Annotated in this window: 9 protein-coding genes; 6 read left to right on the forward strand and 3 right to left on the reverse strand. The window is 52.0% G+C overall.

Translation table 11 applies throughout. The features are described from left to right. The first annotated feature begins 395 nt into the window (after positions 1-395). Positions 396-2993, forward strand: coding sequence for a response regulator (locus ACSV5M_RS21175; RefSeq protein ID WP_439178820.1), 2598 nt, complete (start codon positions 396-398; stop codon positions 2991-2993). Further along, positions 2993-5878, forward strand: coding sequence for a class I adenylate cyclase (locus tag ACSV5M_RS21180; RefSeq protein ID WP_439178822.1), 2886 nt, complete (start codon positions 2993-2995; stop codon positions 5876-5878). Before ACSV5M_RS21175 ends, ACSV5M_RS21180 begins: the two co-directional genes overlap by 1 nt. Before the next feature lie 98 nt (positions 5879-5976). On the opposite strand, the gene ACSV5M_RS21185 is transcribed toward ACSV5M_RS21180, so the two are convergent. Then, the gene (locus tag ACSV5M_RS21185; protein WP_439178824.1) at positions 5977-6126 is read right to left on the reverse strand and encodes a hypothetical protein; all 150 of its coding nucleotides are present in this window, start codon (positions 6124-6126) and stop codon (positions 5977-5979) included. On the opposite strand from ACSV5M_RS21185, the gene ACSV5M_RS21190 reads away from it, so the two are divergent. After that, positions 6126-6647: a lipocalin-like domain-containing protein gene (locus ACSV5M_RS21190; RefSeq protein ID WP_439178826.1), complete on the forward strand. Its 522-nt coding sequence runs from the start codon at positions 6126-6128 to the stop codon at positions 6645-6647. The genes ACSV5M_RS21185 and ACSV5M_RS21190 overlap by 1 nt on opposite strands. 139 nt (positions 6648-6786) lie before the next feature. Here ACSV5M_RS21190 and ACSV5M_RS21195 read toward each other — a convergent pair whose 3' ends face one another. Continuing rightward, entirely contained in the window at positions 6787-7485 is a 699-nt protein-coding gene (locus tag ACSV5M_RS21195) for a hypothetical protein (protein WP_439178828.1), read from the reverse strand. A 108-nt stretch (positions 7486-7593) separates the two neighbouring features. Then, the gene (locus tag ACSV5M_RS21200) at positions 7594-8196 is read right to left on the reverse strand and encodes a hypothetical protein (RefSeq protein WP_439178831.1); all 603 of its coding nucleotides are present in this window, start codon (positions 8194-8196) and stop codon (positions 7594-7596) included. 128 nt (positions 8197-8324) lie between these two features. Here ACSV5M_RS21200 and ACSV5M_RS21205 point away from each other — a divergent pair, with 128 nt between their 5' ends. The 3 genes from ACSV5M_RS21205 (at position 8325) to ACSV5M_RS21215 (ending at position 13703) form a co-directional block, all read left to right on the forward strand. Beyond that, entirely contained in the window at positions 8325-10361 is a 2037-nt protein-coding gene (locus tag ACSV5M_RS21205) for a 5'-nucleotidase C-terminal domain-containing protein (RefSeq protein WP_439178832.1), read from the forward strand. A 204-nt stretch (positions 10362-10565) separates the two neighbouring features. Then, positions 10566-13091, forward strand: coding sequence for an ExeM/NucH family extracellular endonuclease (locus tag ACSV5M_RS21210; protein ID WP_439178833.1), 2526 nt, complete (start codon positions 10566-10568; stop codon positions 13089-13091). A 360-nt stretch (positions 13092-13451) separates the two neighbouring features. Continuing rightward, a complete protein-coding gene (locus ACSV5M_RS21215) occupies positions 13452-13703 on the forward strand; it encodes a hypothetical protein (protein WP_439178834.1) in 252 nt (83 codons plus the stop codon). The last annotated feature ends 147 nt before the right edge of the window (positions 13704-13850 follow it).

Consider the following 13850-nt stretch of genomic DNA (forward strand, 5'->3'; position numbering starts at 1 on the left):
GATACGCATTCACCCGGCTCGGGTGTTGAAGTTGGTAGCTAATCAACTTCTTCAGAGAGATACAAGGTCGGGTTAGCCAAAGGCGTAACCCGACGATGTCTTTTTACTGCACCTGCGTAACCCGATAATACTTTTTCTATCCTGGCAATATCTTTTTACTGACAACCTCTGTCGGATTACGCTGCGCTAATCCGACCTACTTCCTTCTCTCTCGGCCGACAAATTTCGGCATTTTCCGACAGGATGCGTCTGGCATTCGCGTAAAAAGGAACTATTCTTACTATTCAAGCGTCCACCGGGCTTGGGACAGGCCGTGCTCTATTATTTTTCCAACCCGTACATGGCGTGTTTATCTTCCACTTTTGCCGATTCCTGGCAGCTCTAAAGACGATGTCATGGCTAACGATGATCCCTCCAAGGAAGAGCTGGAAGCCACCATTCAGCGCCTGCAACAGGAAGTCGACTTCCTGAAGGGCCAGGCACGCGCGCAACAAATGGAACATGAATCGGCGCGCAGCTGGTTGATCGACACCATCCGTCACCTGCTCACCGAACACAACAGCGCCAGTATCAGTTACACCCTGGAACAACTGGGCCAGGTATTTGCGCTGTGTGCATGCAGCCTGTGGCGGCGCGACCGGCAACAACAGGTGGAAATCTGCAGCGAGTGGCACAGCGCCCGGCTGCAACTGGATACCCAATGGCTCGACACCCTGCTCACCAAACACCAGGACCAGTTTCCGGCCCTGAGCGCCGGCAGGCATCAGATATTGCCCGAAGCGCTGACGCCCGCGAGCCTGGCGGACAAAGGCATCCGCCACAGTTTGTTGATCCCGGTCCAGCGCAATCATCACACCGAAGGTTTTTTGGTGTTGCACAGCATGCAGCCGCGCACCTGGCCGGAGCAGTACCTCGAACAAATCAGCGTACTGGCTGACCTGCTGTTCAGCGTGCAGGATCGCCAACAATTACTGCGCACCCTCGCCGACCGCGATACCCGTTTCCAGTATGCGATGGAAGCTTCGCGCGACGGCTTGTGGGATTGGAATATCCCCAGCGGGCACATTTATTTCAGCCGCAGTTACCTGCGTATGCTGGGTTATCGCAGCGACGAGTTACCCGGTACCCTCGACACCTTGCGCGATTATTTCCTGCATCCGGAAGATGCAGAGCGGGTGATCACGCAATACATGGCGGCCATCGATAATCACCGGCCCAACATGAATCTCGAATTCCGCATGCTGCATCAGAACGGTAGCGTGTTGTGGATTTACTCGCGCGCAAAATTTGTGGAGCCGGATGCGCAAGGCCGCCCGCGCCGCTGTGTGGGTATCAACGCCGACATCACCGACTTCATCAAATCCCAGGAGGAATTGCTGGCCGCTAAAACCCAGGCGGATACGGCCAACAAAACCAAGAGCGAATTTCTTGCGCGCATGAGCCACGAAATCCGTACGCCGATGAACGCTATCATCGGCCTCGGCCATCTGCTGCAAGACACCACGTTGAACGAGCAACAGAAAAGTTACCTCAGCAGCATGGGCACCGCCGCCGAATCCTTGCTGCACATCATCAATCAGGTATTGGATTTCTCCAAGATCGAAACCGGCAAGATCATGCTGGAGAATGCCCACTTCGATCTGGATCAGGTGTTTGAAAAATTATCGCGCCTGTTCGAGATCAGCGCGCTCCACCGGGCGGTGGATATCGTGTACGACATTCGCAGCGATGTGCCGCGTTTCCTGCGCGGCGATGCCTCGCGCTTGAGTCAGGTGATCAGTCATTTAATTACCAATGCACTGCAATACTCCACCACGAATCAAGTGGTGGTGGGTGTCACCCGGGTGAAGTCCAACAGCAAACACGTCACCCTGGAATTTACCATCACCGATTTCGGTGTGGGCATGAGCCAGGCACAGGTGGAACAGTTACAAGCCATTTTGCTGAAAGGCGGCGGCGAGTGGGACGGCAAGGCCGGTTTCGGTTTGAGTATCTGCAACCACCTGGTGTCGTTGATGGACGGCCGCATCCAGATTCGCAGCAAAGAAGGCCAAGGTTGCAAGATCAGTTTCACCGCGCGCTTTGAGAACAGCCATATCGGGCCACGTTCGGTGCACGATCAGCCACATTCGCTCAACAAACTGCGCGTGCTGATCGTCGATGACAACACCATCGCACGCAATATTATCGCCAGCACCGCCCACAGTTTGCGCATGCACACCGACACCACTGACAGCGCCGCCAATGCGCTGGAAAAAATTCGCACCGCCGATGCCCAGGGCAAGCCTTACCATCTGGTGTTGATGGATTACAAGATGCCCTTGATCGACGGTTTGCAAGCCACCGCGATGATTAAACAGGACAGCGCGTTAGGCACCAAGCCGCTGGTGTTGTTGATCTCCTCTTATCATCGCGACGAGATTTTTAAAGACAATGACAACGCGAATCTGGTGGATGGTTTTCTCAGCAAACCCGTCAGCGAATCGCGCTTGTTCGACACCATCAGCCACGCCATCACCAAAGACCACCCGCTGCGCGATCTGATGACACCCGATGCTGAGGAATCCGGCGAGGACGACGAGTTTCTGAATCACCTGCGTGTGTTATTAGTGGAAGATAACCTGGTTAACCAACAGGTGGCACGCGGTATCCTCAAGAAAAAAGGCATCGATGTGCGCGTGGCCAATAACGGCCGCGAGGCGGTGGAATTATTTGCAACCGAAGGCGATCAATTCGATATGATCCTGATGGACCTGGAGATGCCGGAGATGGACGGTTACGAAGCTACCCAGGTGATTCGCCAGGGGCAAATCAACACCGCCATCCCGATTATTGCAATCACCGCCCAGGCAATGCGCGGTGATCGCGAACGCTGCCTGGCCGCCGGCATGGACGGTTACCTGAGCAAGCCCATCATGCCCGACATGCTGTACCGCACCCTGTCGGATATGGTGCGCACCCGCACCACCAAAAAAGACACTAACAATTTTTGATGTTTTCCAAGACGATAGATATCCACGACCTTGACCGGGGCGTTGACCGCAAACAGCTCCACCTCATCCGGCAACGTTTTATCGAGTTGAATCAGCAACGCTATCAGCGTACGGCGGCGGCACTGTCCGAGCGCCAGCAACAATTTCTCGCGTTGTTGCCGCTGTTGTTCCATGTCAACCATCCCATGTTGCCCGGTTATTTTTCCCATCAGACCGCGTGCGGTATCCATCACTACTCACCGGGTAAGGACGAACTGCGTATTGCCAAAACCCTCGCACGCAGTTTTAACTACAACCGCGATTTAATGGCCAGTGACAACGCCATTGATGCACTGTTTGTGATGGGCAGCATCGGTACCATTGCGCAAAGCGATAGCAGTGACCTGGATATCTGGATTTGCCATGCTGATAACTTATCGGCCCAAGCGCTGGCAGACTTGCACACCAAGTGCCAGCGCATCAGCCAATGGGCGGAGCAGAATATCCATCTGGAAGCGCATTTCTTTTTAATGAATTGCCATAGCTTTCGCGAAGGCAAGGTGGCCAAACTCAGCAGCGAAGGCAGCGGCTCCGCGCAACATTTTTTATTACTCGATGAATTTTATCGCACCGCCTTGTGGCTGGCCGGCAAGGTACCGCTTTGGTGGTTTGTGCCCGCCAGCCAGGAGAAGGATTACGCTGCCTACACCAACACCTTGCTCACCAAACGTTTCCTGCGCGAAAAAGATGTCATTGATTTCGGCGGTATTCCGGGCATTCCGCCCAATGAATTTATCGGTGCGGGCATCTGGCAAGTGTACAAAGGTATCGAAGCACCCTATAAATCGGTGTTGAAATTATTGTTGCTGGAAACCTACGCCAGTGACACCGACTGCGAGCCGCTGGCGCTGACCTTCAAGCGCGCTATTTATCAGGACACCCCGGACGCAAATGCGCTCGACCCCTACGTGGTGATTTACCAACGGCTGGAAGACTACCTGGGCAGCCGCGCGCAGGAACAACGCCTGGAACTGGTGCGCCGCTGCTTTTATTTCAAGGTTAATAAACCGCTGACACGCGGTAGCCGTGGCCCACAAAAATCCTGGCAGCGTCTGTTGCTGGAAACCATTGTGCAAGGCTGGCAGTGGCAAACCCATTATTTACATACGCTGGACGACCGCCTGAGCTGGAAGGCACCCCAGGTGATTGCCGAACGCACACTGTTGGTGAATGAACTCAGCAACAGTTATCGTCTGCTGAGCGAGATCAATAAAAATAATTTCACCCAGGCGGCGATCACCAACGAAGAATTGATGATCCTCGGGCGAAAATTACATGCTGCGTTTGAACGTAAGGCGGGCAAGATTGAATGGATCAATCCGGGCATTTCCCGCGATCTGCGCGAGGATTCATTGTGTGTGGTGCAAGAGCGCCACGACGAACAGGATCGCTGGCATCTATATCGCGGCAGTTATGTTGAATTGCAGCTACGCCACACAACCGCAGAACCCATCAAACGTTCGCGCCACCTGGTGGAATTATTACTCTGGAGTTATTGCAATGGCATCCTCACTCTGGAAACCAAGCTGGATGTCATCAGCAACAGCTTTCAGTTCAGTAATATTCAACGGCAACAGGTGTTGCAAAGCCTTCACCAATGGCTGCCTTTACCCTTGCCGCCGGTAGCCCACGAACAGTTCAAACAAAGTGCTCTCCCCACGCGCCTGCTGCTGTTGTTCAACCTCGGTGTTGAACCGCAAGCAGAGCTGCATAAAAAAGGTATGCAGATGTTAAGCAACCAGCGCGACGCATTGGGTTACAGCGGCTTTCGTGAAAACCTGGTGCTGACAGTGGATGTGGTGCAGATCAACACCTGGCAGGAAATTGTGTGCCGTCATTACGCCAGCGATGCCTTGATCAACAGTCTGTTGCATTATCTGCGCCTGCTGCCACCCGGTCGCGGCCTTGCCTTGCCGGAATTAACCATTCGCTGTTTCAGCAGTGGCCAGGGCACGATCATCACTCAACGGCTTGAAGAACTCTGGCGTGATATCATCGCCTGCTATTACTCGAACACCCGCCCACGCAACAGCCGCTATATTTTTGAGATGGGTGATGAATATGTGTTGTTGCAATTCCTGCAGCAGCAACCGCACATTATTCGCTATAAAACCTATGAAAAATTATTGGAAAAACTGGGCAATGCGCAGCTGGATTACAGCCCGATTGTGATCGACCGATATGGTCTGCGTGATAAACCGCTGAAGCTCTTCGCCGATGCATTGGCTATGCCGGGCGTGCATGTGTTTTATCAGCTGCATCAACCGGAAAAACCCTGTGCCAGCCTTACCGTGATCGATGAAAAAGGCTCGCTGTTTACCACCGAAATGCCCTACCACAACCAGCAAACGTTATTGCGTCCGCTCAGCCGTTTTATTCGCGCGGCCATGGAGCGTCAGAGCCTGAACGGCGAGGTATCCCTGCAACAATTGACAATGCAGTCGGTACAATTCTTTGAGGTCATGGGCAATGTAAAACAGCAACAGGGTTATCTGGAGCAACGCAAGGTCAACAGCGACATCAGTCAATTGGGCTTCGTCAATATCCAGGTCATTGCCGAACCGGATGCCGACGGCCACATTCGCTACACGCTCTATTGCAATCAGCAGGAATTTTCAACGCTGGAGTATGGTGCGGGATTGTTCCAGGCGGTTGCACGCTATATTTTCCAACAGCGGCTGGGCGGCGAAATGTATCCCTGCTATATCACTGACCTGGACCTTTCGCTATGCCGGGATTTAATTGCTCCGCAAACCGGTTTGCAATTGAGTCATTATTTGCAGGTGAAGGCGGACCTTGAGAACCGGCTTACGCAAGCCTTGCAAGCGCTTGTGCGGGGCGGATAATTTCTCGTTGTGGCGTCTTTTGGATATCCCTGTCGGATTACGCTGCGCTAATTCGACCTACTGCACCCGGATTGACTCAGCCACACCCGTAGGTCGGGTTAGCCGCAGGCGTAATCCGACACCATCAGCTCCACCTCGTTGTGCAAAGAATATTTAATCTCCTTGTTGCTGGCAGCCCCGCTCTCTACCATTGCCGCCACACGCATCGCCGTGTACACCACAACAATATCCATAAGGAATTTATACAATGAAATTGCTCAGCACTTTCGGCTTAGGTTCGGTCTTACTTTTTGCTTCCGCCTGTACGACACACACGCATCACCCCATCGCCAACAACGCATCGTCGGCGCAATCCCTGGTGGGCTCCTGGCAATTAATGCATGAAGAAATCCGGATCAACGGCAAAACCATCCCCACCTTTAACCCCGCCACACACAAGATGATGAAGCTGTTTAACGACACCCACTTTGCCTTTGTGAGCCACGGCGACAAGCGCCCGCGTTTTACGTCCTATCAATTAACACTCGAGGAAAAAGTGATTGCGTTTGAAAACTTCGGTGGCGGCGGCGGTAGGTACACCTTTGCTGATGGTTATTTGACAGAGCATATCGAGTACATGAACTACCCCAACTACGAAGGGGAATCGATCCGTTTCAAGATCACGATTGATGGCGACACACTGATTCAGGAAGGCGATTATCCCATCACCCGACTGGGCCTGGGTGACGCGGATGGTTATCTCTACTCCGTCTTTAAACGCATAGAATAAAAACCCGTAGGTCGGATTAGCCAACGGCGTAATCCGACACTGTTCCTGATCATTGCGATACAGTTTTTATACAAGGCATTTTGTCGGATTACGCTACGCTAATCCGACCTACGGGTATTGGGTCAAGTACGCACTGCGCTTACTGACACGGCGTATCCTGATATTGCGGTAATTCATTCACCGAACTGAAGCCCAGGGCTTCGGCGTCTGGCACGTTTTCCTGGTGAATCAGATACACATTGATTGCACCCGTGCCGCCACCGCATACAGCGGGATACATCATACCGTCGCTGGCTTTTTGCGCGCAGATCACATCCACACCACTGCTGACTAATTCCTGTGCCATGACCTTCACAGGAATGCCGTCGTTGTTGCACTGGGTGGAACCATCGTATTTAAATACTTTCGCTTCACCGCAGGGGCGATCCTGGTATTCCGGCAGTGTGGAAACCGGCACGTAACCCAGGCGCCGCGCCAGTGGTAAATCCGTTGCATAAATGCGGAACACATTGATCTCACCGGTTGCACCGCCACAAACAGCAGGGTAAGCCATACCATCGTACGCGCGTTGCGCGCAGGTGAAAGCAATACCCGCCGCGCGCAATTCCTCGGCCATTTTTTTCAGGGGAATGCCATCATTGTTGCATTGGGTGGATTGCGCGTATTTGAAAATTTTTAGCTGCCGATCCACCGGCCCCGGTCGCACTTTTTCTGCGGTCAGCGAATCTTTCGTCTGGGAAGCGTAACCGGCATAGCTGTTCACAGATAAAAAGTTGAAACAAAAGACAGATAAAAACAATACGACATAACGCCACTGAAAATATTGTTTATTCTTCATAAATCCTCCGATGATTGTTAGGCAAGTTGTGAAATAGCATTTCACCGGAAGATTTGTAACAGATAACAGAGAAATAAAAATATCGGCAGGCGAATTTTTTACAAAATTCTACAAAGATGGCGCGTCATTATTTTTTGATGGCGTCAGCCTCCGCCGATAAATGATTAGCACAATCAACATCAGACAGGCCAGCGCAACTGCCGCAGGAAATAATACGGTGGTAATCGAGTAATGTTCTAATGCAAGTATCGCCAAGAGATTACGCAACAAAAATAATCCAAAGAAGGTGAGATTTTCCTGGTGTGGAAAATGAAAGGCTTTCCGTAGCGTCGGGCCGAAGCCCAACAGGTCCACTGTGGTGAGTATCACCACCGCCCACACGGGGTCAGCGGTGGCGTACCACAGCGGCACCGCTGACACTGCCGCCATAAAAAAAATCTTATCCAGGCGCGTAATACTGATATCAGCACGCTTGATATAAGCGAGAATCGCCACACCGATAGTAATAACGCCCGACACGCCGATGGGCCAGGCACCCGCGCCACCGCCATCCTGAACCTGCGCGAGAAACACAATAAACGTCGTGATACCCCAAATCACCCATGAGAATACATGGGGCCTGGTTTTCCCGCGCAATATGGACGCAATGTAGGGCAGGAAGGCGACCAGCGTCAGGGCGATAGCGAGCCCACTGAAAACATGATTGAACATGGCGCGATTCTATTCCGTTTAACAAGCCGTCATCAAAATATCATGCTTTGTCTCTATATTCCTCCCCGTCTTCCTGTTGATAAGAGCGACAAACATCCCAGACCTATCACCTTCATGGAGTTCAGGACGTGAAACTATCCAATACCACCGCCGCGGTTAAATATCTGCTTCCCCTGTCACTGACACTTATCCTGTCCGCCTGTGGCAGCGACGATGACAACGATGATGAAGTGCGCGAACTGCGCGCCGACCTGAATCAGGCGCAACAGGAAATTGATTCGTTAAATGATGAAATTACCAATCTCGAAGAGCAGCTCAATGAATTGCAGAATCCGCCCGCCGAAACAGGCGCGCCCCTGACCATGACGATTCTGCACATGAATGACCACCACTCACATATTGCTGCTGAAACCTTTGATTACGATGTGTCCGGTCTGGATTTGACCGCACGCACGGCGGCTGATGCGAAAATCAGCGAGGTGTCGGTGACCTACGGCGGCTTCCCGATGCTGGTGTCTCTCTTTGATCGCCTGGCTGCACAATCCATCAACCCGATAAAAATCCATGCGGGCGACGCCATCACCGGTACGCTCTATTATTCATTGTTCAACGGCGCTGCCGATGCCGCCATGATGAACCAGGTGTGCTTCGATATGTTTGCACTGGGCAATCATGAATTTGATAACGGCGACCAGGGCCTGGCAAATTTTCTGGATGACCTGCAAGCCGGTGCCTGTACGACACCCGTGTTAGCAGCCAACGTCGAGCCGGGTGAAACCTCGGCAATTCGTGACGGCTACATTCAACCTTATTTGATTCGCGACATTCAGGGGCAAAAAGTAGGCTTTATCGGTATCGACATCGCCGACAAAACCAAAAACTCATCCAAGCCCGATGCCGATACCAACTTCCTCGACGAAACCACGACGGCACAAACCTATATTGATGAACTGCATGAGCAAGGTGTTAATAAAATTGTTTTGGTCACTCACTACCAATATGAAAACGACAAATTGCTCGCTGCAAATCTGCGCGGTGTAGATGTGATTGTCGGCGGTGACTCGCACACATTGCTCGGCGGTGAGACCTTTACCAGCCTCGGCTTTAATCCCGCCGGTGATTACCCAACGGTAACCACCAACCTGGACGGTGATACCGTGTGTATCGTACAAGCCTGGGAGTACGCGCATCTGCTCGGGAAACTGGAGGTGAATTTCGATGGCGAAGGTAAAGTGACCGCTTGCAACGGCATACCTTATATGCCCGTTGCCGATAATTTCAGCTACACCTTTGCCAGCGGTGATGATCGTATGCTGAATGCCAGCGATGCCTTTAAAGTGCGTCAGCAAATCACCAAATTCCCGGAAGTTGTTGCGGTCGTGCCTGATGCAACCACAGCCAGCGTATTGAGTGTTTACAACGACGAAGTCAGCGTGCTTGAACAACAGGTTATCGGCACTGCCGCTGAAGATTTATGCCTGGTGCGCTTCCCCGGTGAAAGCCGTTCGACAATTTGTGATGCCAGCGTGACCGCTGAATTCGGCAGCGATATCTCCAACATTATCGCCAAAGCCTTTATGACTGTAACACCCACCGCCGACATCGCGATTCAAAACGGTGGCGGAGTGCGCACTGATGTGGCGGCCGGTGATATTACCTTTGCTGAAGCCGTCAACGTGTTGCCTTTCACCAACACATTGGTCACCCTCGACATGACCGGCGCACAAATCAAAGCAGTATTGGAAGATGCAATGACCAACGCACTGCGCGTCGGCGGATCAAGCGGCGCATACCCCTATGCTTCCGGTTTGCGTTATCACATCGACGCCTCCGCCGCAGAAGGATCTCGCGTATCCAACATTGAAATTAACCCACGCGTGAGCGGCGAATGGACCGCCATCAGCGACACGGAAATTTACACTGTGGTCACCAATGACTTTATCGCCGCAGGCCAGGATGGTTACGCCACCTTTGGTAAGCTGTTTGATGCAGGTGAGTATGTCAACACCTTCACCCTGTATACGCAGGCATTTATTGATTACATCGAGCAGTTGTCAGCCAATGGCGATGCATTGGAAAAATTACCGGTGAGTGAGTACAGCACGCAACAATATATTGGTCGCGATGGTTGTAATCACAGCACGGAAACCTGCACCGGATATTAATACTCCTCACGTATAAAAATGCCTGTAAGGATGCAGGCGCATTAACTGATTGTTCACGGAAGGCGCATCACTATCGCACGGATGCGATCTGTTTACCTGTCACAAATCTGCGATATTTCTGTCATCAATTGATCATAGCCGTGTCATCGCTGCCACTCACCATAGGCGGGCTTTTTCCAATAATGTTTAACAGGAGCCGCCGCTATGCAATGGACATCTGATTCCATTCGTCACATACGTACTACCTTATTTGCTACGCTCGTGGCCAGCAGCTCGCTGACCCATGCGGATTTATTTTTTTCTGAATACATCGAAGGTTCGAGCAACAATAAAGCACTGGAGATTTACAACAACACTGGCGCCAGCGTTGATCTGTCTGCGTATGAAGTGCAGATGTTTTTCAACGGCAATACCAACGCTGGATTAACCATCGCACTGCAAGGCACCTTGCCCGACGGCGAAGTGTATGTGCTGGCCCACAGCGCAGCCAATCCCGATATTCTTGCCGTAACCGATCAAACCAACGGCGCCGGTTGGTTTAACGGCGATGATGCCGTCGCGTTGTTGTACGGTGGCAATCCGATTGATGTGATTGGGCAGATCGGTGTTGACCCCGGCTCGCAGTGGGGCACCGGCGATACAGCTACCGCTAACAAAACCTTGCACCGTATGACATCGGTCACCGAGGGCGATGCCGATGGTTATGATGCCTTTGATCCTGCGCAACAGTGGGACGGTTTTGCGCAAGACACCTTTGCAGGCCTCGGACAGTATTCCGATAACAATAATCCCGGCCCGACAGAAGAATGCGGCGCGCCCGCCACCAAAATTCATAAGATTCAGGGTGAAGGCGCTACCAGCAGTTTTATCGGCACCACACAAACCATTGAAGGCGTCGTGGTGGGAGACTTCCAGGGCAGCGATCGACTGAGTGGTTTTTTTGTGCAGGAAGAAGACAGTGACCGCGATAACAACCCGCTCACCTCGGAAGGTATTTTTATCTTCGACAGCACCAATGCGATGGCCATCAATGCCGGCGACCTGGTACGCATTACCGGTAACGTCAGTGAATATTTCAACATGACCCAAATCACAGCGGCAAGCATGCAAGTGTGTGCAACCGGTGTCAGTGTTACGCCGAGCGTGCTGGTTTTGCCGGTGACTACGCTCAGCGAGCTGGAACGTCATGAAGGCATGGCGATTGTGGTTCAGCAAGACCTGACCGTGACGGAGAATTACAACCTGGGTCGCTACGGTGAATTGGTATTGTCCGCCGATGGCCGGTTGTTTAATCCGACCCAGATTGCAATGCCGGGTGCGCCAGCACAAGCCGTTGCAGCGCAAAATGCTCTGCGTCGCATTCTGTTGGATGATGGCAGTGGTCGCCAAAATCCTGCCGTCATTCCTTATCCCGCGCCGGAATTATCAGCCTATAACACCGTGCGTTCCGGTGATCGCGTCATCGGCTTGCAAGGCGTATTGCACTATTCGTTTGATGAATACCGCATTCAACCCACCAGCACGCCGATCTTTGTACCGGATAATGCACGCACACCTGAGCCGGATTTACCGGGCAGCGGCAGCCTGAAGATTGCCTCTTTCAACGTGTTGAATTATTTCAATGGCGATGGCCTCGGCGGTGGATTCCCCACCTCGCGCGGTGCTAACACACCGGAAGAATTTGCACGGCAGCGCGCAAAGATTATCGCGGCACTGGTAGCGATGGATGCCGATATCGTCGGCCTGATTGAAATTGAAAATGACGGCTACGGCCCGCACAGTGCGATCCAGGATCTGGTGAGTGGTTTGTATGACGCCGGGCTGGATTACGCTGTGGTAAATCCCGGTGTTGCACAAATCGGCACCGATGAAATTACCGTCGGTTTTATCTACAAACCAGCAACGGTGGAGCTGGTAAACGCATCGGCCATTCTCGATTCATCCGTTGATCCACGTTTTATTGACAACAAAAACCGTCCAGTACTGGCGCAGAGTTTTCGTGAAATTGCTACGCAAGGCGTAGTGACACTTGCGGTTACGCATTTGAAATCCAAAGGTTCTGATTGCAACGATCTGAGTGATCCCGATACCGGCGATGGCCAAGGCAATTGCAACCTTACTCGGACTGCGGCCGCCGAGGCTATGGTCGACTGGTTGGCCAGCGATCCTACCGACAGCAACGACACTGACGTGCTGATCATGGGCGACCTGAATGCCTACGCCAAGGAAGATCCGATTACTACCATCGAGGCAGCGGGCTACGTCAATTTGCTGAAAGATTTTTCCGGTGACCTCGCCTACTCTTACGTCTTTACCGGTCTCGCCGGTTATCTCGACCACGCGTTGGCCAGCAACAGTTTACGCAGCCAGGTCACTGGCGCTGCGGATTGGCATATCAACGCCGATGAGCCGCGCGTGTTGGATTACAACGAGGAATTCAAAACTCCGCAACAAGTCATCAGCTTGTACAGCCCGGAAGCATGGCGCGCTTCGGACCACGATCCTTTGATTATTGAACTGGCATTGACGGCACCACAACCGGAAGCGGTGCGCGGTGATTTTAATCAGGATCAGAAAATCAACGACAAGGATTTGAAATTGTTGTTGCGTAATCTGGGTAAGAAAATTACCGATAGCAATAGCCAGTTTGATTTGAATGATGATGGGCGGATCAGTTTGTTGGATATGCTGATCTGGACATTGTGGTTGGCGCAGAGTAAGCATTCGTAGTAAAGATGGTGGTAACCTCAGGAAAGTTAATCTCTCCTGAGGTTTCACTTAACCGTTTCGATATTTACTTCGTAGTCCGTTTGGCATTAGGGCTTTGGTTTCGAAAACGCATAAATACGTCCCTGTAGCTCCCTCAATTCATCCGTGAATTGAGGGTTTCGAAACCAAAGCCCTAACACCAAACTTGCACCGAGCAATACGGCAGATCTATTCCACAATTGAACAAAGCATCTTTTCCATTGCACTCCATCGCAGGAAGTCACACCTCATATCTGCTATGCTTCCAACATCCCCGAAACGCTGATCTCAAGGTTTTAGCATGGAGGTGCTTCGGGGATTGTGATTGCATCAGGAGCGGCCATGAATCCTTTGTTAAAGAAACTGTTGATCATTCCCGGGTTAGTGGGTCTGGTGCTGTTGGGTTATGGCTTTGTCAACCTGATGGATATGATGAAGACGTTTGAGAGCGATGCCTGGGTTCTGCCGATTTTTACCCTTGGATTGTTAGCGGTGGTGCCTATCGTTATCTTTATGGTTGCCCGCGATGATATTGAAGATCCCGATCACGACGACGAGGATGATCAGGATGACCACGACCGTAGGTCGGATTAGCGCAGCGTAATCCGACATTCCGAACCTGCCAAAAATTTCCCTCTGAAAATCTGTGTCGGATTACGCCTGACGGCTAATCCGACCTTGTATCTCTCTGAAGAAGTTGATTAGCTACCAACTTCAACACCCGAGCCGGGTGAATGCGTA

Source organism: Cellvibrio sp. ARAG 10.3 (genome assembly GCF_051846955.1).
GTDB lineage: Bacteria > Pseudomonadota > Gammaproteobacteria > Pseudomonadales > Cellvibrionaceae > Cellvibrio.